At 62.4% G+C, this 20343-nt stretch carries 24 protein-coding genes; 16 read left to right on the forward strand and 8 right to left on the reverse strand.

The window, feature by feature from the left end; all coding sequences use genetic code 11:
* Window positions 1-11: 11 nt before the first annotated feature.
* From KUL25_RS17840 to KUL25_RS17865, 6 genes are all read left to right on the forward strand, one after another.
* A complete protein-coding gene (locus KUL25_RS17840) occupies window positions 12-446 on the forward strand; it encodes a hypothetical protein (RefSeq protein WP_257894151.1) in 435 nt (144 codons plus the stop codon).
* Window positions 443-895, forward strand: coding sequence for a holo-ACP synthase (acpS, locus tag KUL25_RS17845; RefSeq protein WP_257894152.1), 453 nt, complete (start codon window positions 443-445; stop codon window positions 893-895). Before KUL25_RS17840 ends, acpS begins: the two co-directional genes overlap by 4 nt.
* 151 nt (window positions 896-1046) lie before the next feature.
* Complete coding sequence (lepB, locus tag KUL25_RS17850) at window positions 1047-1826, forward strand: signal peptidase I (RefSeq protein WP_257894153.1); 780 nt, start codon at window positions 1047-1049, stop codon at window positions 1824-1826.
* Between the two features lie 4 nt (window positions 1827-1830).
* The gene (gene rnc / locus KUL25_RS17855) at window positions 1831-2517 is read left to right on the forward strand and encodes a ribonuclease III (protein WP_257894154.1); all 687 of its coding nucleotides are present in this window, start codon (window positions 1831-1833) and stop codon (window positions 2515-2517) included.
* A gap of 153 nt (window positions 2518-2670) precedes the next feature.
* Complete coding sequence (gene era / locus KUL25_RS17860) at window positions 2671-3579, forward strand: GTPase Era (protein WP_257894155.1); 909 nt, start codon at window positions 2671-2673, stop codon at window positions 3577-3579.
* A complete protein-coding gene (locus KUL25_RS17865) occupies window positions 3576-3908 on the forward strand; it encodes a DUF1491 family protein (protein WP_257894156.1) in 333 nt (110 codons plus the stop codon). The genes era and KUL25_RS17865 overlap by 4 nt, the downstream gene beginning before the upstream one ends.
* Here the strand turns inward: KUL25_RS17865 and KUL25_RS17870 are convergent.
* Window positions 3905-4522 carry a Pr6Pr family membrane protein gene (locus KUL25_RS17870; RefSeq protein WP_257894157.1) on the reverse strand — a complete coding sequence of 206 codons (618 nt, stop codon included), beginning with the start codon at window positions 4520-4522 and terminating at the stop codon, window positions 3905-3907. The two genes, KUL25_RS17865 and KUL25_RS17870, sit on opposite strands and share 4 nt — an antisense overlap.
* Before the next feature lie 94 nt (window positions 4523-4616).
* On the opposite strand from KUL25_RS17870, the gene recO reads away from it, so the two are divergent.
* The gene (recO, locus tag KUL25_RS17875) at window positions 4617-5348 is read left to right on the forward strand and encodes a DNA repair protein RecO (protein ID WP_257894158.1); all 732 of its coding nucleotides are present in this window, start codon (window positions 4617-4619) and stop codon (window positions 5346-5348) included.
* Here recO and thpR read toward each other — a convergent pair.
* Entirely contained in the window at window positions 5333-5869 is a 537-nt protein-coding gene (gene thpR / locus KUL25_RS17880) for an RNA 2',3'-cyclic phosphodiesterase (protein WP_257894159.1), read from the reverse strand. The two genes, recO and thpR, sit on opposite strands and share 16 nt — an antisense overlap.
* A 48-nt stretch (window positions 5870-5917) precedes the next feature.
* Entirely contained in the window at window positions 5918-7600 is a 1683-nt protein-coding gene (locus KUL25_RS17885) for an acyl-CoA dehydrogenase family protein (protein ID WP_257894160.1), read from the reverse strand.
* A 150-nt stretch (window positions 7601-7750) separates the two neighbouring features.
* On the opposite strand from KUL25_RS17885, the gene KUL25_RS17890 reads away from it, so the two are divergent.
* A complete protein-coding gene (locus KUL25_RS17890) occupies window positions 7751-8524 on the forward strand; it encodes a sulfite exporter TauE/SafE family protein (RefSeq protein ID WP_257894161.1) in 774 nt (257 codons plus the stop codon).
* Here KUL25_RS17890 and KUL25_RS17895 read toward each other — a convergent pair.
* From KUL25_RS17895 to KUL25_RS17910, 4 genes are all read right to left on the reverse strand, one after another.
* Window positions 8463-9467, reverse strand: a complete 1005-nt coding sequence (locus tag KUL25_RS17895; RefSeq protein WP_257894162.1) for a hypothetical protein — start codon at window positions 9465-9467, stop codon at window positions 8463-8465. The genes KUL25_RS17890 and KUL25_RS17895 overlap by 62 nt on opposite strands.
* Before the next feature lie 72 nt (window positions 9468-9539).
* Window positions 9540-10112, reverse strand: a complete 573-nt coding sequence (locus KUL25_RS17900) for a DUF3859 domain-containing protein (RefSeq protein WP_257894163.1) — start codon at window positions 10110-10112, stop codon at window positions 9540-9542.
* A gap of 76 nt (window positions 10113-10188) precedes the next feature.
* Window positions 10189-10716 (reverse strand): DUF3859 domain-containing protein, encoded by a 528-nt coding sequence (locus KUL25_RS17905; RefSeq protein WP_257894164.1) that lies wholly within the window; start codon window positions 10714-10716, stop codon window positions 10189-10191.
* A gap of 129 nt (window positions 10717-10845) precedes the next feature.
* The gene (locus KUL25_RS17910) at window positions 10846-12441 is read right to left on the reverse strand and encodes a phosphoenolpyruvate carboxykinase (protein ID WP_257894895.1); all 1596 of its coding nucleotides are present in this window, start codon (window positions 12439-12441) and stop codon (window positions 10846-10848) included.
* A 370-nt stretch (window positions 12442-12811) separates the two neighbouring features.
* Between KUL25_RS17910 and KUL25_RS17915 the strand changes: the two genes are divergently transcribed.
* The 7 genes from KUL25_RS17915 (at window position 12812) to KUL25_RS17945 (ending at window position 18320) form a co-directional block, all read left to right on the forward strand.
* The gene (locus tag KUL25_RS17915; RefSeq protein WP_011453662.1) at window positions 12812-13513 is read left to right on the forward strand and encodes a response regulator transcription factor; all 702 of its coding nucleotides are present in this window, start codon (window positions 12812-12814) and stop codon (window positions 13511-13513) included.
* Between the two features lie 27 nt (window positions 13514-13540).
* Window positions 13541-15247 (forward strand): sensor histidine kinase, encoded by a 1707-nt coding sequence (locus tag KUL25_RS17920; protein ID WP_257894896.1) that lies wholly within the window; start codon window positions 13541-13543, stop codon window positions 15245-15247.
* 105 nt (window positions 15248-15352) lie between these two features.
* Window positions 15353-15712 (forward strand): HPr kinase/phosphorylase, encoded by a 360-nt coding sequence (locus KUL25_RS17925; RefSeq protein WP_257894165.1) that lies wholly within the window; start codon window positions 15353-15355, stop codon window positions 15710-15712.
* A 25-nt stretch (window positions 15713-15737) separates the two neighbouring features.
* Window positions 15738-16688: an RNase adapter RapZ gene (gene rapZ, locus KUL25_RS17930; protein WP_257894166.1), complete on the forward strand. Its 951-nt coding sequence runs from the start codon at window positions 15738-15740 to the stop codon at window positions 16686-16688.
* Window positions 16685-17077 (forward strand): PTS sugar transporter subunit IIA, encoded by a 393-nt coding sequence (locus tag KUL25_RS17935; protein WP_068364973.1) that lies wholly within the window; start codon window positions 16685-16687, stop codon window positions 17075-17077. The genes rapZ and KUL25_RS17935 overlap by 4 nt, the downstream gene beginning before the upstream one ends.
* Window positions 17078-17096: 19 nt before the next feature.
* On the forward strand, window positions 17097-17378 hold the full coding sequence (locus KUL25_RS17940; protein WP_068364970.1) for an HPr family phosphocarrier protein: 282 nt from the start codon (window positions 17097-17099) through the stop codon (window positions 17376-17378).
* A gap of 12 nt (window positions 17379-17390) precedes the next feature.
* On the forward strand, window positions 17391-18320 hold the full coding sequence (locus tag KUL25_RS17945) for a lysophospholipid acyltransferase family protein (RefSeq protein ID WP_282563179.1): 930 nt from the start codon (window positions 17391-17393) through the stop codon (window positions 18318-18320).
* A 118-nt stretch (window positions 18321-18438) separates the two neighbouring features.
* Here KUL25_RS17945 and KUL25_RS17950 read toward each other — a convergent pair whose 3' ends face one another.
* Window positions 18439-19317 carry a 3-hydroxybutyryl-CoA dehydrogenase gene (locus tag KUL25_RS17950; protein WP_068364964.1) on the reverse strand — a complete coding sequence of 293 codons (879 nt, stop codon included), beginning with the start codon at window positions 19315-19317 and terminating at the stop codon, window positions 18439-18441.
* A gap of 204 nt (window positions 19318-19521) precedes the next feature.
* Here KUL25_RS17950 and KUL25_RS17955 point away from each other — a divergent pair, with 204 nt between their 5' ends.
* Window positions 19522-20340 carry a DUF6473 family protein gene (locus KUL25_RS17955; protein WP_257894168.1) on the forward strand — a complete coding sequence of 273 codons (819 nt, stop codon included), beginning with the start codon at window positions 19522-19524 and terminating at the stop codon, window positions 20338-20340.
* Window positions 20341-20343: the final 3 nt, after the last annotated feature.

The raw sequence follows: 20343 nt of genomic DNA on the forward strand, positions 1-20343 counted from the left end.
GGAGTGTTGAGATGAAACGGATTGCCCTGACCCTTGCCGCTTGCACGGCGTTCGCAGCCCCGGCGCAGGCCTTCATCACGGCCCCCTGCGGGCCTGAGTTCACACCGCTCACCATCACCGAGCCTTGGGAAGAAAACACCCGGACCTTCGCCAACGGTGCAATCCGCATATTCGAGATATTCATCGATCCCAACGTGGCCTCGGGCGCGGCGCTTGGCATTCTGCACCCGGCGGGCTCTGGCGAAGAGTATAGAACCTGCACCGCGATCTACCAAAGCGCCGAGTTCCGGTTCTTCGCGCAGGCTTTTGTGGCCGAGGCGACGGCTTTCTATGATCCTGCGGTCGGATTGATCATCACGGTGCCGATCGCCGACGCGGGCCATGACGGGCCGGTCATGGTGCGGTTTGCCGTCAATCAGACGACCGGTGTGGTGAGCTTGCTTTGATCCTTGGCATCGGGACCGACCTCGCCAATATCGAGCGGATCGAGCGCACGCTGGAGCGTTTCGGCGACCGCTTTCGCAACCGTGTGTTTACCGAGCGCGAACAGGCGCGGGCTGAACGGATGCAGGATCCCGCCGCCGTCTATGCCAAGCGTTGGGCGGCGAAAGAGGCGTGTTCCAAGGCGCTGGGCACGGGGCTTCGAATGGGGATCGCGTGGAAGGACATGTCTGTCAGCAACCTGCCCACCGGCCAGCCGGTGATGGAGGTTACGGGCTGGGCGCGCGACCGGCTCGACCAGATGACGCCCGAGGGCTACGGCGCGGTGATCCATGTAACACTGACCGACGATCACCCCTGGGCGCAGGCGATGGTAGTGATCGAGGCGTTGACGCAGCAAGAGGCGGCGTTGCGGCCCAAAGTGGCAAGCGTTCCACGGCGTAACATGGGTTAGGCTTGGTTGGCGGATCGCTGGGGGACCAGTCCCCCAGACCCCCTGGGATATTTGCAGAACGGGGAAGGGGCGGGTCGTTTGCTTGACTTGCCCGACAGGACACGGGAAAGAACGGCCCTGAGCAAACCGTAGAACAAGGAAGGGCAGCCCCATGGCAGAATCTGAGGGCGGCATCATGGAGACGGTCAAGACCGTCGTCTGGGCGCTGGTGATTGCGGGCATCTTCCGCACGCTGTTCTTTCAACCATTCTGGATCCCGTCCGGTTCGATGAAGGACACGTTGCTGATTGGTGACTTCCTGTTCGTCAACAAGATGGCCTACGGCTATTCGCGCCACTCTTGCCCATTCTCCATGTGTCCGTTCGAGGGGCGCATTTTCGGCTCGGACCCCGAGCGGGGCGATGTGGTCGTGTTCCGCCACCCGACCAATGGCACAGATTTCATCAAGCGGGTGATCGGCCTGCCCGGTGACCGGGTGCAAGTCATCGACGGCGTGTTGCACCTGAACGGCGAGCCCGTGCGCCTGACACCTCAAGAGCCGTTTGAGGAAATCGCCGAAGCCCAAGGGCCCCAAGGACACGTGCCGCGCTGTTCCAACGCGCCCGTGGGGGCCGGTGGCATCTGCGCCAAGGAACGTGCCACGGAAGAACTTCCGGGGGGTGTCACCCATTCGATCCTGAACATTCAGGACGGCTCACGCGGGGATAATACGCCCGAATTCGTTGTGCCCGAGGGACATTTCTTCGTCATGGGCGACAACCGCGACAACTCCATCGACTCGCGCTTCCCGCAGTCCATCGGCGGCGTTGGCTTCGTGCCGGCCGAGAACCTACTGGGCCGTGCCGATCGGGTGATCTTCTCGTCTGCGGGTCAGCGGATGATCTACTTCTGGACATGGCGCTCGGATCGTTTCTTCCGGGCCATCGACTAGCGCCATGAAGCCCTCGCGGGAGCTTTTGGCCTTCATGGACCGCTTGGGGTACGTATTCGACGACCCCGCATTGCTTGCGCGCGCGTTGACCCACTCGTCCCTGTCGTCGCCCACGCGGGGTGACAACCAACGGATGGAATTCCTGGGTGACCGTGTTTTGGGCCTTGTCATGGCCGAGGCGGTTCTTGCGGCAGACCCAGAAGCCAAGGAGGGCACCCTCGCCCCCCGCTTCAACGCACTGGTCCGCAAGGAAGCTTGCGCCGACGTGGCCCGCCAGATCGACCTTGGCGCTGCGATGCGTCTTGGCAAATCCGAGATGTCGGCAGGCGGCCGCCGTCGCATGGCGCTTCTGGGCGACGCGATGGAGGCGGTGATTGCCGCCGTCTACCTTGATGGCGGCTTCGGCGCTGCGCGCGATCTTGTGACACGGCTCTGGGCCGAGCGGGTCGCCCATGTCGAAGACGACGCCCGGGATGCGAAAACCGCATTGCAGGAATGGGCGCAAGCCCGCCGCATGGACCCACCCACCTACACCGAGGTGGCCCGCACCGGTCCCGATCACGCGCCGGTTTTCCGGGTCCGTGTCACGTTGTCCTCTGGCCAGCACGCCGAGGCCGAGGCCAAGGCCAAACGTCAGGCCGAGCAGATGGCCGCCAATGCGCTGCTTGCGCAGGTCGAGCACGCCCGCTGACATCCCAGGCGCGCCGCTTCCCCCTTCATCTTGCAAAATACAACTCAATCCCGCCCTTTCCCCCAAGTGCAACCGCCACCATGGGGCTTGCCCCCTTACCTCACGCGCCAAATCCAGCTATGCCGCGATACAACGCATCCAAAGGATACCCCCATGCCCACACGCGCCGGTTTCATTGCCCTGATCGGAGAGCCCAACGCCGGTAAATCCACGCTCCTCAATCGCATGGTCGGCGCGAAGGTCTCTATCGTGACTCATAAGGTGCAGACCACACGCGCGCGCCTGCGCGGCGTGGCGATGGAAGGCGACAGCCAGTTGGTGTTCGTGGACACCCCGGGCCTCTTCCGCCCCAAGCGCAGGCTTGACCGCGCGATGGTGGCGGCGGCCTGGACCGGGGCCTCGGACGCCGATGTCGTGGTGCTGCTGATCGAGGCGACGCGTGGGTTGACCGAGGGCGTTCAGGCGATCCTCGATGGCCTCAAGGAACGCACTGGCGACCGCAAGGTTGCCTTGGCGATCAACAAGATCGATCGGGTCGAAGCCCCCGTTCTGTTGAAGTTGGCCGAGACGCTGAATGCCGCTTATCCGTTTGACGAGACCTACATGATCTCGGCCGAGAAGGGCCACGGCATCAAGGAGCTTCGGGCGTGGCTTGCCGCAGAGATGCCTGAAGGCCCGTGGCTTTACCCCGAAGATCAGATCGCCGACCTGCCCCTTCGCATGATCGCCGCCGAGATGACCCGTGAAAAGTTGACCCTGCGTTTGCATCAGGAACTGCCCTATCAGTTGACCGTCGAGACCGAGGCCTGGGAAAACCGCAAGGACGGCTCGGCCAAGATTGACCAGGTGATCTACGTGGCGCGGGACGGCCATAAGGGCATTTTGTTGGGAAAGGGCGGCGAGACGATCAAATCCGTCTCGAAGGCCGCGCGCGAGGAGATCGCGGAATTCGTCGGCCACCCGGTGCATCTGTTCTTGCAGGTGAAGGTCCGGCCCGGCTGGCTGGAGGAATCCGAGCGCTATTCGGAAATGGGTCTCAACTTCAAAGACGGGAACGCATGACCCCGCGCCTGACGGCAGATTTCTGGGTCGCGGCCTATCTGGCGCGGCTGCGGTTGGCGGATATCCCGGTGTTCATTGTCGCGCGGGGCGATGCAACGGCAGGGGCGGTGTTGGTGAAACAGTCGCCTCTGGATGGCACGGCCACTCTTTATCAGCGCAGCTTCGACCCGATGACCGGCGCGCGCGAATGGATGGTGCTGTCCGAAGGGCCCGAGGCCGACGTGGACGCCGCAATTGCCCGTCAGAAAAGCTTCGACCCGGATCTATGGGTGATCGAGGTGGAGGATCGGGACGGGCGGCACTTGCTGGATCAGCCGGGACTGGATTAACGGTCGGCGAAGCGGGCGGCCATCACGAAAATCACCCCCCCGATCAACATGACGATAAGTAGCCCCGCAAGGTTTGTGGCCACCACGAGCGATGATTTCTCAGACAGGTCCATGAACGGATAGGGATAGGTGCCGTCCCGCGCGCCGCGCGCCAGCGCATAGGCCACGTAGACGCAGGGCCAGACGATGAATGTCGGCAGGTCGCGGTAGTGCAGGTTGTGCTTGGGCGCGAAGGCGATCCACCACAGGACGCAGGCGACGGGCACGACGCTGTGCAGGCCCTGATCGGCCCAGGCCCCGATACCCACGTAGGTTGTGATATCCGACAGCAGCACGTGATACACAATACTGACAATAACCATTGCAAGGGTCAGCGCGGCGATCCACGCGTCGTCCACCCCGTCGCGGCGCAGGGCGGCGGTGGCAAACGTGATCACAACCGCCAGATGCGTGAGGATGGTGAAGAACCGCGCCATGCCCCAGGCGGTCGCGGCCACGTCTCCGTAGCGTGCCGTGTCGAGGTTGTAGCAAAACATCGCGGCCACGGACCCAAACGCCAGAAGCGCGATGACCATGGCCGTCCAGCGGGCGCGAGGAGAGAGTGCCGAGAACATATTCACACCCTTGCCATGGCCCCGCGCGCAGTTTCAACTGAGCGGGATCATTTTTCCCGTGCGCTGTGGGCAGCAAGCCGCAATAGTCCAGGCCATGGAATGGCGTGCAGATGGGATCCTTCTGGCCGTGCGGCGACATGGCGAATCCTCCGCCATCATCGAGGTGTTCACAGAAGCACATGGTCGCCACGCGGGCGTTGTGCACGGTGGGGCATCGCGCAAGATGGCGCCTGTCTTGCAGGTCGGCGCGCAGTTGGACGCGACGTGGCGGGCGCGGCTCTCGGAGCATCTGGGCAGCTTCACCGTCGAGGTGCGCAAGGGCCGGGCGGCGGACGCGATGGGTGATCGGATCGCCTTGGCGGGGCTGTCGTCAATCTGCGCTTTGCTGTCATTCACCTTGCCCGAGCGTGCGGCTTATCCCGGCCTCTATGCCCGCAGCCTCGCCGTGCTGGATGGCCTTGGGGCCGAACGGTGGGCCGAGGCTTACCTGGGGTGGGAGATGGCGCTACTGGCCGAGATGGGCTTTGGCCTTGACCTGTCGCAATGCGCGGTCAGCGGTGTGACGCAAGACCTTGCCTATATCTCTCCGCGGACCGGCCGGGCCGTGTCGCGGTCGGCGGCAGGGGAATGGGTGGACAAGTTGTTGCCCCTGTCCCCCGCGCTGGAGGGGATGGCGAACGGTCTGACTGATGTGATCGAGGGGCTACGCGTGACGGGGCATTTCCTTGAAAACCATCTGGCCCCCAGCCTTGGGGACCGCGCCTTGCCCGCTGCGCGGCAACGGTTGGTGGCGGCGCTGGTGCGGGCCGCTCAGGACAGGGGGTAGCTGGCCAATACCTCGTGTCGCGCGCCCGTCGGTGTCAGGGTCGACTGATAAAGACGTAGCTCACGCGCTGTGAAACCGGGCACGTCAAGGGGGATGCCCATGGCGGCGGCCAGCCTGTCGCGGGCGGGACCCTTGGGCTGCTTGTTCGCGCGCAGCAGCGTGACATGGGGGTGGAACCTTCGGCGCGGTAGCTCTGCCCCCGCTTGCCGCGCCAGTTGCGCAACCTTTGATTGCAGGGCTGTCAGCGCATCGGAGGGGATGACCTCGGCGAAAGTCAGGCCACGCTCCATCTCAGCGAAGGTACCAAGCGCCCCGAAAGCGACGTCAGCCGCGCGAAGGGGGGCCGCTTCAAGGAGGTCGTGGAGCACCTCCAACACCTCTTCCGGCACCTCGCCCAGATAGGCGAGGGTGATGTGCAGATTCTCTTCGGGAACCGGTTTTCCAACGGGCAGCAGCGATTGGACCCGCAAAAGTGCATCGACGGCCGTATCGGCTAGGGGCAGGGCGATGAAGGCCCGCATCCTAGCCCCCTATGCCCCAGGCCGAGGATTTCAGCGCCCCCGCCGCTGTCACGCCAGCAGACGCCGCGCGATCACCTGCGCCTGGATCTCGGCAGCGCCTTCAAAGATGTTCAGGATCCGCGCGTCGCACAGGATACGGCTGATCCCGTATTCTAGCGCAAAACCGTTGCCGCCGTGGATTTGCAGGGCGTTGTCTGCGGCGGCCCAGGCGACACGCGCGCCAAGCAGTTTGGCCATCCCTGCCTCCAGATCGCAGCGGCGGTCGTTGTCCTTCTCGCGCGCTGAGAAATACGTGAGTTGCCGGGCGATCATGATCTCTACCGCCATCATCGCCAGTTTGCCCGAGACGCGGGGAAAGTTGATCAGGGACTTGCCGAATTGCTTGCGGTCCTGCGCGTATTGCATCCCGGCGTCGAGCGCGGATTGCGCCACACCGATGGCGCGGGCGGCGGTCTGGATGCGGGCGCTCTCGAAGGTTTGCATCAGTTGCTTGAAGCCTTGGCCTTCTTCGCCACCCAGAAGGTTTTCGCCCTTCACTTTGAAGTCGTCGAAGTTGACCGTGTATTCCTTCATGCCACGGTAGCCCAGAACCTCGATCTCACCGCCCGAAATACCCGCGTCCTGCCAAGGCGCCTCATCGGTGCCGGGCGTCTTTTCCGCAAGGAACATAGACAGGCCTTTATAGTCGTCGGTGTCGGGGATTGTGCGGGCCAGCACCGTCATCACATGGGTGCGCGCGGCGTGGGTGATCCAGGTCTTGTTGCCATTGATGACCCAATCGTCGCCGTCTTTGGTCGCCTTCGTCCGCAGGCTGCCAAGGTCAGATCCGGTATTGGGTTCGGTGAACACAGCCGTGGGCAGGATTTCACCGGACGACAGCCCCGGCAGCCACTTGGCCTTCTGCTCATCGGTGCCGCCGGCCAGGATCAACTCGGCGGCGATTTCGCTACGTGTGGCCAGCGAGCCCACGCCGATATAGCCGCGCGACAATTCCTCGGACACGACGCACATGGAAGCTTTGGACATGCCCAAGCCGCCGTGTTCCTCGGGGATGGTCAGGCCGAAGACGCCCATCTCAGAAAGCTCTTCGATGATCTCCATCGGGATCAACTCATCCTTCAGGTGCCATTCGTGGGCGTCGGGGATCACGCGGTCGACGGCGTAGCGGCGGAACTGTTCGCGGATCATGTCGAGTTCCTCGTCGAGGCCGCAATTGCCCACCGTCGCCTCGGCGGCGCGTTCCTGCATCAGGTCGACCAGACGGGTGCGGGCGGCTTGGGTGTTGCCGCCCTGGGCCAGGGTCATGACCGCGTCATCCATCAAGGCGCGCTGGTCATCTTGAGACAGGCCGATGTCTTGCAGGCGCAGGATTTCGCCCTGGCTCATCGGGATGCCGCCGTAAAGCTGCCAGAGGTATTCGCCGAACGTGATCTGAAGGATCAGTTGCTCGATCTCTCCGAACTTGCCGTCGGCGTCCAGCCGCTCGGCCCAACCCTGCATCTGTCGCAGCGATTCGACGTATGTCGCGAGCCACGCGAGGCCATGGGCCGCGGTCTGATTTTGCTCGATCAGGCTGGCCGATACGCGACCATCCTCCGAGAGCGCGGCGCGCAGATGGGTTTTTGCCTTGTCCAGAAGCGCCTCGGCGGGCGGAACGGCAGAACGTGTGAGGCTTAGAAGGTCAGAGAGAATCACGGATGTCTCGTTTTGCAGGTCGGCGTCGCGTGGCATGGTAGCATTCTCCTGTGCTCGGGTCTTGGGGAGAGGTAGGGCGTTTGCAGGTGCAGCGCAACAAAAATGCTGCAATGCGTCAAAAAACGCACAAAAGTGTCGCGAGTGATTGCGCGTGCGGGCGCTGGAAATGGGGCTTAGAACAGCACCATGATACAGGACCTGATGGAATTGATGCCCCTATGGGCCTTTGCGGCGGCCTTCGCGGTGACGTTGTTTGCAGGCATTGTGAAGGGGGCGATCGGTTTTGGTGTTCCGTTGATCATCCTGTCGGGCCTGACGCTGTTCCTGGATCCATTGCTCGCCATTTCGGGCGTTGTTTTACCGGCGTTGGTCTCGAACCTTGTGCAGGTGGCTCGCCACCCGCGGGCCGAAATCCGGGAAGCGACGCAAGAGCATTGGCGCTACATCGTGATCGTCTGTGCGTTGATCCTGATTGTCACGCAATTCGTCGTCTTCGTACCCGAGAACGTGTTCTACCTGATCCTTGGCGTGCCCGTCATGGCGCTGTCGATCATCCAATTGGCCGGGGTCCGCTTCTCCATCCCGCCGGCGCGTCGCCGCGCCGCAGAATTGGGGATTGGGGCGCTTACGGGAGTTGTGGGCGGCTTCACCGGGTCGTGGGGGCCGCTCACGGTGTTGTATCTGATCGCGCTGGACACGCCGAAGATGCGGCAGCTTCTGGTGCAGGGGCTGATCTATAGCCTCGGCGCGGTCTTCCTTCTTGTTGGGCATTTGCAATCGGGCGTCATGAATGCCGCGACGATCCCGTTCTCGGCCCTGTTGTTGCTGCCGATTTTCATCGGCATGCAGATCGGATTCTGGGTCGGCGCGAAGCTGGATGCCAACCTGTTCCGCAAGCTTACGCTATTGCTGCTTGTTGTGGCGGGTGCCAATCTTGTGCGGCGGGGCCTATTTGGCTGACGGCAAAAAGCGCATCGGCGGCCCATTCGATTTCCTGCCAATGGGACGGCACATCCTGCAGGACCTGCATCGGGTAGCGGATGTGAAAGTTCCGGAAGATCCAATCCTGCTCGGCCCGGGATTGGATCTGAACGCGCCGCGCCACGTCGCGGGGCAGCGTGAAGGGGTGTCCTTCCATGGCGAAAAGCTCTGCCTCATGGTGTCGGAACAGGGCGCGGTCGGCGCTACAGGCGGCGTCATCACCATTGATGGCATCCAGCAGATAAACCGCGTCGTGGCACAGGCGCGCCTCATCAGGGGCATCGATCAGGGTGCCAGGGTAAGGCGTCAGCCCTGCGACGTTCAGCACATCGGCGGTCAAACCGCCCGGTGCCGCGTTTTCCATCATCCGCAAGTGCACCCTGTGGCGGCCGAGGGATGTCAGCGCGGCCTCACAATGATCGCGGGCCAGCGGAGGATAGGGGCGGTCCATCATCTGGGCGATCCGGGCAGAGCCCTGCCGCACCCCTTGTTCGATCCGACAGGCGGTATGGGCCAGCGGTTCCCGAATGTAGCAAAGCGTTTCCAACTGGTACCCCAGCGCGGCGATCTGGTGATCGAGGCGGGTGAACTGGGGTGCGCGCAGGGCCTGAAAGAACTCACTGGACAGAAATATGACCGAGGCATCGGTGGCCGCCGCTGCACGGATCGCGGACATCTGCCGATCGGCCAGGCATTGCGCGGCCTCTGGCGAGATGCTTTGCCGCTTGTACCAGGTGTGGCGCGGACCGTTGGGGTGGACCAATGCCAGAAGGTCGTGATGCGCGTCGGCGTCGCCGGGATAGACGGCCCCCAACCGCGCAAGCGCGGGGCGGTTCGAGGCGAGGGTCGTCTGGATCGTGCGAGTTCCCGTCTGGCCCAGGCCCACATGCATTATTACCCGTTTCACCATATCGAGACTCACCTGTTTGCACATTCTGAACAGCGATGAGCATGGGGAAAGAAGGTTTCGAAATGGTTCGCGATCGCGGCTGCCCTACGACATGAATGACCCGAAGCAGGTGCTGATGACCTGCGGCATCAATTCGGGTGCGATGACCTCGAAGGCGATGTGAAACAATTCTTCGCCCGCCAGCGTATGGGCGGTGAATGTCCATTCGCCCAACACCAACTCGTGTGCATGATCGAAGCTGAACCCCATCAGGTTCTGCCCGTCATCAACATCGGTGATCCATTGTTCCACTTCGATGCCGCTGTCTGGGTAAGGGGGGTGGGTGACGGTGACTGTCACCGGATCATGCAGCACGTCTGGCGGCGCGGTGGCCAGCACGCCAAAGCCGATGCCGATCTCGGCGGGCACCAGTTTCTGGCGAAACTGAAAATCCGGGATCATGGGCACCATGTTGATCACGCCTGAGGCCGTTCCGGGCGCCGGGTCGCGGCGGTCAGGTTCCTGGGCGCAATAGAGGCCATAAACCAGCTCGGCAAGCAGGGGGCTGACGCGGGGGTTGGCCTCTTGCGCTGTGGACGGTGGTGGCAACAGCATCAGGCACAGCGTCAGCAGGCATAGGGCAAGGCGGGTCGGAACAGGAAACGAGAGGGCGCGCATGGCAAAGACCGGCCTTGTAAGAAGTGATAACCCGGACGATAGGCCAAGGCGCATCGGCAGGAAATGGGACGAGGTGTTACGGCAGGGTCACGCAGGGCGGAAGCGGGCCTGCGAATTCCTCGGCGGTGACGACATCGAACGACAGATCGTAGATCACTTGCCCGTTGCGGAAGGTCTGGAACCTGTAAATCCCAAGGTTGCCGGGCGCGGCGGAATCGAAGGTCCAGCCATCGATGTCCAGCACGTCGTCGAAGCGCAGGGTTACCGTGTCCTCCGTCACCGTGCCGTCGCGGGCGATATGGGTGATGGTTGACGTCACATCATAGGCGACGCCTTCCGGATAGTTCGACAGGACCCCGAAGGTCACTCCCGCGCCGACGGGGATCTTGGTGGCGCCATCGGTACTCACGTCGTCGAAGAAGGCCGTGGTGGCATTGATCTGCGCGATCTCGGCAGGGGTCATCGGTACGTTGGGGTTATCGTTATCGTAGTAGCACAGGATGTCGTAGTTGAAGCTGTTCAGCTCGGGCGAGGCATAGATCGAGGCGCTTTGGGCATGCAGCGGCGTGGCGAGGGCCAGAAGGGCGAAGGGAAGAAGGCGCATGGCGGTCTCCGGGGGGATTGGATGCCTTACGCTAGCCCGCCGCGTACCCTGTGCCTACGCCGGATTTCCTGCAGTCATGCAAACGGCCACCCGATGGGGGTGGCCGTGTTCAAAACCCGCCAATGGGCTTCAGATCGCCGCCGCTTTCACATCTGCATCGATGTGATCCACGTATTGGGCGAAGTTTTCGGCGAACATGTCGACCAGGCGTTGCGCTTGCCGGTCATAGCTGTCGGGCCGGTCCCATGTACGACGGGGATCCAGCAGCAGATCGGCCACGCCGGTGCAATGCAGCGGCACGTCGAAGCCGAAGTTGGGATCCTTGCGGAATTCGCCCTTGTTGAGCGTCCCGTCCAGCGCTGCCGTCAGCAGCGCCCGCGTGGCGCGGATCGGCATGCGCGACCCGGTGCCAAAAGCCCCCCCGGTCCAGCCGGTATTCACCAGCCAGCAGGTTGCGCCGTGTTTGGCGATCTTTTCGCGCAACAGCTCTCCGTAGACTTCGGGGCGACGGGGCATGAAAGGCGCGCCGAAACAGGTGGAGAAGGTCGGCGTGGGTTCGGTCACGCCACGCTCGGTGCCGGCCACCTTGGCGGTGAAACCCGACAGGAAGTGATACATCGCCTGCGCGGGCGTCAGCCGCGCGATGGGGGGCAGAACACCGAAGGCGTCACAAGTGAGCATGACGATGTTCTTGGGCGCGCCACCAAGGCCGGTATCCGACGCGTTGGAGATCATCTCGATCGGGTAGGCGCAGCGCATGTTCGCGGTCAGGCTGTCGTCGTCGAAGTCCAGTTCCAGCGTGTCGGGGTCGTAGACCATGTTCTCGATCACGGTCGAGAACTTACGGGTCGTGGCGTAGATCTCGGGCTCTGCCTCTTCGCGCAGGTTGATGGTCTTGGCGTAGCAGCCGCCCTCGAAGTTGAAGATCCCGCTATCGGACCAGCCGTGTTCATCGTCACCGATCAACGTCCGCGTGGGGCAGGCGGAAAGCGTCGTCTTGCCGGTGCCGGAAAGGCCGAAGAACACGGCGCTGTCATCGGGATCGCCAATGGCATGGTTGGCCGAGCAATGCATCGCCATCACACCCTTGCCCGGCAAAATGTAGTTGAGCAGCGTGAAGACGGATTTCTTGTTCTCGCCTGCATATTCGGTGCCGCCGATCAGGATCATCTTCTTCTCGAAGTTCAGCGCGATCACGGTGTCCGAGCGGCAGCCGTGGCGCGCCGGGTCGGCCTTGAACGTCGGGCAGTTGATGATGGTGAATTCCGGCACGAAGGTCGCCAGTTCATCCGCATCGGGGCGGCGCAGCAGGTGGCGGATGAACAGGTTGTGCCACGCCAGTTCCGTGACGACGCGGACATCCAGACGATGCTCGGGATCGGCCCCGCCGTAGAGGTCTTGAACGAAGTAGTCGCCGCCCTTCATGTGCTCCAGCATGTCGGCGTGGAGCGTGTCGAACGCCTCGGGCGCCATCGGGGCGTTGTTGTCCCACCAGATGGTGTCTTCGACTTCAGGCGTACGCACCACGAATTTGTCATTGGGAGAGCGGCCGGTGAACTGGCCCGTGGACACAAGAAACGTGCCCCCTTGGCCGATGCGACCCTCGCCGCGTTCCACGGCGGCCTGCATCAAGGCCGGTTCCAGCAGGTTATAATAGACCGAGCCGAGCCCCGTGATACCTTGTTGATCAAGTGTATGGGCGGGGTTCATGCGTCCCCGTGACATAGCATCTGTCATGGCGTCCAAGCTCCTGTCGGGCGGTCTAGGCCCTGTATTGATGTGACGGCGCAACCCGAGCGCTGTGCCGTACTCTCGCTATAACATGACGTTTTTAAGACTGAACAGGACGCTTGGGCACAGTTAGCGCAACCACAACGAAATTTTCTTTCGTGCGGCCGAATTCCGCTGCCCTGCACGAGATAAGGCAAGTTTGCCCCATTCTCGCCACAATTCTTCACATGGCATTAACGCAATTTGGCCACAGTCGTGTGGAGCCGGGCAGTCAATGGCGTGATTTTCATTGATTCTCTGGCATGAAAGCTGGACACTGCCTGAAAATATAAAAGAACTGAGCAGTAATCTGAGGACATAGCCGATGGCGCGTATCGCACTTGTCGATGACGACAGGAATATCCTGACGTCTGTATCGATGACCCTTGAGGCAGAGGGTTTCGATGTCGAAACATACAATGACGGGCAGTCCGCACTGGACGCCTTCAACCGCAAATTGCCGGATCTGGGTGTCTTCGACATCAAGATGCCGCGCATGGACGGGATGGATCTGTTGCAACGTCTGCGCACCAAATCGCAGATGCCAGTGATCTTCCTCACGTCCAAGGATGATGAGATTGACGAGTTGATGGGTCTGCGCATGGGCGCGGATGATTACGTGCGCAAGCCGTTCTCTCAGCGTCTTCTGGTCGAGCGCATCCGCTCCATCCTGCGCCGCCAGGATGCGATTGCATCCGACGCCGCTGGCGCGCCCGAAGAAAGCACCGTGCTGGACCGGGGTGATCTGCAAATGGACCCGCTGCGTCACGCCGTGACGTGGAAAGGCCGCGACGTGACCCTGACGGTCACGGAATTCCTGCTGTTGCAGGCGCTGGCCCAACGCCCCGGCTTCGTGAAGTCCCGTGACCAGCTGATGGATGTCGCCTACGACGAACAGGTCTACGTCGACGACCGCACCATCGACAGCCACATCAAGCGTCTGCGCAAGAAGATGCGCTCTGTCGATAACGATTTCTCCGCAATCGAGACGCTCTACGGCATCGGCTACCGTTACAACGAAGAATAGGGGCGCATCGTGCCAGCTGACGTCTCGATGACCAACCGCCGCGCCACTGAGCGGTCTGATATCGTGTTGGGCGAGGATTGGGACCGTCCCCAATCCGGTGTGGAATCTGAATTGCGTGCCGCAAGGTCGCGCCGGTCGCTGATTTCTCTGAATTCCTCGCCGCTTGCCCGCAAGATCATCCTGTTCAACCTGATCGCCATAATGGTGTTGGGTGTGGTGTTCCTTTGGCTGAACCCGGTCCACGACAGCCTTGTGCTGCAACGTGAACGGGCGCTGGCCAGCGAAGCGCAGCTGATGTCCGATATCTTCGAGGCCAATCTTCCGGTCTCTGCGCCCGCCAACTTGGTGACCGGTGACGGCATTGACCCCGAGGGGGTGCTGTCGCGCATTGGTGTGCCCGAAGGGATGGAGGTTTTCATCTTCGCCGCCGATGGCGTGCCCGTGACCTCCACCCGCGATATTGCACGCAGTGGCGTGCGTCCGGTCCGGGGGCTGGAAGGCCAGCCGCGCGAAACCCTGTTGATCACTGATTTCCTCGTCTCCATTTACGATGGCCTGGCGGGCATTCTGGGCAATGGGGTTGAGACTGCACCTGTTGAAAACGGGCCGGAAGCCCACGGGGATCTTGTCGCCGCCGCCATGGGCGGGGCTACGATCCTTCAACGCGGCTCGAACGCGACCGGAACAATCTACGCCGCAGCTTCACCGATCGAGGGTGTCGGCGGTATCATCGGTGTCCTCGTCGTGACAACCGCCGCCGGAGAGATCGATCAGCTGGTCCGTGTCGAACAGGAACAGTTGTTGCAGATGTTCGTGGTGGCGCTTCTGGTGTCCATCGTGCTGTCGCTGGTGCTGGCATCGACCATCGCCAACCCGCTTGCAGATCTGTCCGCGGCCGCCGAATTGGGTCGTGACAAGAACGCCCGCAAGATGTCCCCCACGCGCGTGCGCATCCCCGACTTGACCGGCCGCCCCGATGAGATCGGGCGCCTGTCCGGCGCGTTACGTGGCATGGTCGCGGCGCTTTATGACCGGATCGACAGCAACGAACAGTTCGCCGCCGACGTCAGCCACGAGATCAAGAACCCCTTGGCCTCCCTGCGGTCTGCCGTGGGCACGCTGGAATTCGCCAAGACCGATGAACAGCGCAAGCGCCTAATCGACGTGATCGAGCATGACGTGCATCGGCTTGACCGTCTGGTCAGCGATATCTCCAACGCCTCGCGGCTCGATAGTGAGTTGGTGAAAGAGGAAGAGGAAGAGTTCAACCTGGTCAAGACGCTTGAAAACCTCTCGCAATACCATGCGGAAGAAGCAGGCAAGCGGGGGATCGAGTTCATTACCGATTTGCCGACGGATCGTATCGAGATCCACGGCCTCGAAGGGCGCTTGGCGCAAGTCTTCGTGAACCTGCTGAGCAATGCGATTTCCTTCTGCGAGGAAGGCGACGCAGTGCGGCTGTGGACCCGGCGGCGCGAGAATCGCGTGCTGGTCGTGGTAGAAGACACCGGCCCAGGTATCCCGGAAGAAGCGCTGACCAAGGTGTTCAACCGGTTCTACAGCGAGCGCCCGGCAAGCCAGTTCGGCAACAACTCGGGTCTTGGCCTCGCGATCTCCAAGCAGATCGTGGAAGCCCACGGTGGCGTCATCTGGGCCGAGAACATCCGCCCGACGGAGGCCGATATCACCTCTGAACCGCTTGGCGCGCGCTTCGTTGTCGGCCTGCCGATCTGATCCGTGACTGCCCCGCCTGAAGCGCTGGTAACAAGGGCCAGTTCACGGGACGGGGACAGGCTGTATTTTCACGCCACTGCCGTTGCGGTCGGGGGCAGGGGTGTTTTGATCCTGGGTCCTTCGGGCAGCGGAAAGTCCTCCCTCGCACTTGCGCTTCTGGCTCATGGGGCCGAATTGATCTGCGACGATGGCGTCTGGCTGGATGGCCTTGACCTCACGCGCCCCGACGGCGCCCCCGACTTGATCGAGGCGCGGGGCGTGGGTCTGCTGCATGCCGGTCCGATCTGCCCCCGCGCTCCCCTGTCGTTGGTCGTGGATCTTGACCGGGCAGAGACGGACCGTCTGCCGCCGCGACGGTTGGTCCACATACATAACCAAAAAGTCGAGTTGATCCTTGCCGCAGGACAGGTGACGCTGGCCCCCACCCTGATCCACCTGCTGCGCTATGGCAGGGCCGACCTCTGACCCCCAGCCCGCGGATTGTTTGCCGATGCCCCCGACCTCCCCTCCCGCCCATGTGGTTTTTGTCACCGGCCCCTCTGGCGCCGGGCGCAGCACGGTGATCCACGCGCTGGAGGACCTGGGGTTCGAAGCGATTGACAACCTGCCCCTCAGCCTATTGCCCCGTCTTCTGGAAGGCGCGCCGCCTGAGCGTCCTCTGGCGCTCTGCATCGATCCGCGCACCCGCGACTTCGATGCGCGCGCGTTGATCAATGCCCATGAGAAGCTGGAACAGGATCCGGCCTATGCCGCCGATCTGGTCTACATCGATTGCGATACCGCAACGCTGCAACGGCGTTATTCGGAAACCCGCCGCCGCCACCCCCTTGCGCCCGAAGCCGACCCCGCCGATGGGATCGCGATGGAACGTGAAATGCTGGCCCCCCTGCGCGGCCGGGCCGATGTGTTGATCGACACGACCAACTTGACCCCCCATCGAACCCGCGAAGTGGTCGGGCGTTTCTTTGCCAAGGACCGGGCTCCTGGAATGGCGATTCAGATCATGTCGTTTTCCTACCGGCGCGCGTTGCCCATTGGCGCAGATATGGTGTTTGACTGTCGATTTCTGCGCAATCCTCATTGGGACGCGGACCTGCGGGCCAAAGATGGACGCAACGCAGAGGTCCAGGCCTATGTCACCGCCGATGCACGGTTCGAAACCTTCCGCAGTCAGATCAACGCCATGCTGGATTTGCTGCTACCCGCCTTCAAGGAAGAGGGCAAAAGCCATCTGACGGTGGCGTTTGGCTGTACGGGGGGGCGGCACCGCTCGGTCACTTTGGCCGAGATAACAGAGCGCCGCCTTGCGGAAGAGGGCTGGCATGTGTCTAAAAGGCACCGAGACGTGGACAAGGACGCCACCAAGGACAGTGACCGAGACCGGGGGCCCATCACGTGGGTTTCTGCCTCGACGGGGGATGGAGAGGCGGAGCAACCGTGATCGGCATCGTGATCGTCGCCCATGGCGGCTTGGCGCAAGAGCTGAAGCGCGCGACGGAACATGTCGTGGGCGCGCAGCCATCTATGGTGGCTATTTCCATCGGCCCCGAAGACGACCGCCCCACGCGCACCCGCGAAATCTGTGATGCCGCCGATGCGGTGGACAGCGGGGATGGTGTGGTGGTGGTGACGGACATGTATGGCGGCTCGCCGTCGAACCTGTCGCTTCGGGCGTGCCGCCCGGCCAATCGCAAGATCCTGACGGGGGTGAATTTGCCGATGCTGGTGAAACTGGTGAAGTCGCGCCAGTTGGGCGTGGATGAGGCCGTATCGCGCGCGGCGGAGGCCGGTCGGCGGTACATCAACAGCTTCGACGGCGCGCCGGAATGACCATGGGAGAGCCAAAGTGATGAGCGACACAAGCACGATACGGAACCTGAAGATCGTGAACGTCAAGGGTCTGCACGCCCGCGCCTCGGCGCGATTTGTCGAGGTTGTCGAAGAGTTTGACGCCGAGGCCACGGTCCGCCGCGATGGGCTGAGTGCTGCCGGTGACAGCATCATGGGCCTTTTGATGTTGGCAGCTTCCATGGGAACCTCTATTGAGGTTGAAACCAGCGGGGCCGAAGCGGAGGGTTTGGCCGACGCGTTGGAGGCTCTGGTCGCCGATCGGTTCGGCGAGGATACCTGAGGGGCTGGGACAATGGCCTTAATGGATGACGGAAGACGAGGGCACGTGACGGATTTGACGACACGAAATGTATCGGCGCCCGCGCCGACCCGTGGGAACGGGCCGGGGGGCACCTATGACCGCCGGTCGTTGACCTATGCGAATTCCTTCCCCAGTCCTTTCGTCCGCTTCACGATCAAGGCGATCGAATGGATGACCGGCAAGATCACCATCATTCGCCGCATCCGTCAGTTCGAGAGTTTGGGCGAATTCAAAGGACAGGCGTTCTGGCCCGCGACGATGAAGGTCATGGGGATCGATTTACAGACCCCTGACCATCAGTTGGACCGGATTCCGAAAGAGGGGCCGGTGATCTTCGTCGCCAACCACCCGCACGGGTTGGTGGACGGGATGATCCTTGCGGATCTGATCGGGCGCCGCCGCGATGACTACCGCATCCTGACCCGGGCGCTTCTGACCGGCATTGACGAGGCCGCCGCAGGCTACATGATTTCCGTGCCCTTCCCCCACGAGGCGGATGCACAGCAGAAGATGCTGGATATGCGCGCCGCCGCGATGGAGCATTTGAAAGCCGGTGGCTTGATCTCGCTGTTCCCCTCGGGCGCGGTGGCGGTGTCGGACCGCATGATGGGCCAGCCGATCGAGGGTGAGTGGAACGTTTTCACCGCCAAGATGATCCGCAATTCCGGCGCGACCATCGTGCCCTGCTTCTTCACCGGCCAAAACAGCCGTGCCTACCAGGTTGCCAACAAGATCAGCCCGGTGATCCGTCAGGGCTTGTTGATCCATGAGGTGGTGAAAAGCTTCGACAAGCCGCAGGCACCGGTGATCGGCAATCCGATCACGCCCGATGAATGGGCCGACCGCATCGGCAAGCCGCGCGAGTTCATGTCATGGTTGCGCGAGCGGACGCTGTCGCTTGGCGACAACCCGGATCAGTAACCTCCTCGGGACAAGCGGCGACGGGGCACGACGAGCCGACGGGCGCGCTTGTGGCGCGGGCGGGATTGAGTTGTATTTAGCAAGATGAAGCGGAGCCGGAGCGCTTCACCGATCAGCCTCAGCGCGTCGGAACGGGGTCGCCTTCACCACGGTAGTCGTAGAACCCTCGGTCGGTCTTGCGGCCGAGCCACCCGGCCTCCACGTATTTCGTCAGCAGCGGGCAGGGGCGGTACTTGGTGTCGGCCAGACCATCGTGCAGCACGTTCATGATCGCAAGGCAGGTGTCGAGGCCGATGAAATCCGCCAGTTCCAGCGGGCCCATCGGGTGGTTGGTGCCAAGCTTCATCGCCATGTCGATGGAGGTGACGTTGCCGACGCCTTCATAGAGCGTATAAACCGCCTCGTTGATCATTGGCATCAGGATGCGGTTCACGATGAAGGCGGGGAAATCCTCGGCGGTGGCGGCGGTTTTGCCCAGGCGGTCGACGACGGACTTGCAAGCCTTGAAGGTGGGCTCATCGGTGGCGATGCCGCGGATCAGCTCGACCAGTTGCATCACCGGGACGGGGTTCATGAAGTGGAAGCCCATGAATTTCTCGGGGCGGTCCGTGCGCGAGGCGAGCCGGGTGATCGAGATCGACGAGGTGTTCGACGTCAGGATTGTGGTCGGTTTGATATGCGGCAGCAGGTCTTCGAAGATGGCTTGCTTCACAGTCTCCCGCTCGGTCGCGGCTTCGATGATCAGGTCGGTGGGGCCGATGTCCGCCAGGGTCAGCGTGGTGCTGATCCGGCCCATGGCGGTGTCCTTGTCGGCTTGGCTGATCTTCTCGCGGCTGACCTGACGCGTCAGGTTGCGGTCGATCAACGCCACCGCATTGTCCAAAGCCTCCTGGCTGACATCGGACATGATGACGTCGTAGCCCGCCAAGGCACAGACGTGGGCGATGCCATTGCCCATCTGGCCGGCGCCGACGATTCCGATGCTTTCGATCTCCATGGGGTATCCCTCCGGCGCGATTGGTTGGCGGTAGAATAGGCTTGGCCGCCGGGTGGGCACAAGCCAAAGCCGTGACAAGGGGCAGGCTGCGGCGGAAGATCAAAAATTTAGATAAAAATATTACAAAACAGAAGGTTAGGAAAGGGTCAACACTCTGATGCCTAGGGTCGGGACGGGTGAGTCTCTTTCTAGGGAACGAGGATTATGAGTTTTGAACAACGCGGGCGTATGCCCTTGGACTATCAACCGTCGGCGCTTGCTGGATCCGTCCTGCGATTTCGCGGGCCGTTGAACGCGGACTCCGGGCCGGGGATCGTTTGCATCGGATCGTCCGAGACCTTCGGCCGGTTCATCGATGCGCCCTACGCGACGCAATTGGACCGCGCGCTGGATATCCCGGTGCTTAACCTGGGCGTGGTCAATGCAGGCCTCGACGTGATGATGAACGATCATGCGATTGCCGCGGCAGTGGCTGAGGCAGAGGCGGTGGTGATGCAAATCACCAGCGCGCACAACATGACGAACCGGTTATATTCCGTGCATCCACGGCGCAATGACCGCTTCGTCTCGGCCAGTGCCATGCTGCGGACCATATATCCCCGGGTCGACTTTACCGAATTCCACTTCACGCGCCACATGCTGAGCCATCTGCGCGATGCCTCTGAGGATCGGTTCGAGATCGTCCGGACAGAGCTTGAACAGGCCTGGGTGGCCCGGATGCGGCGCTACCTCAAAGGCCTTGCCGTGCCGGTGCATCTGCTTTGGTTGTCAAACAGCAAACCCGATGATCCAGAGGATGCGAGTCTGGCGCAGTCCCCCCTTTTCGTGAGTTCGAAGATGCTGGATGAAGTCCGCCCTGATGCCGCCTCCCTGACGATTGCGGCCCCCGAGGAGGCCGATGAAGCGGAGGCCATTGAAGGCAAGTATTTCGGCCCGAGGGAAGAGGCCGCCGCGCGCTTGCTGCCCGGGCCGGAATTGCACCGGATGGCGACGGAAAGTCTGCTGGCGCATCTGGGTTTCTAGAAT

Source organism: Gymnodinialimonas phycosphaerae (assembly GCF_019195455.1).
GTDB lineage: Bacteria > Pseudomonadota > Alphaproteobacteria > Rhodobacterales > Rhodobacteraceae > Gymnodinialimonas > Gymnodinialimonas phycosphaerae.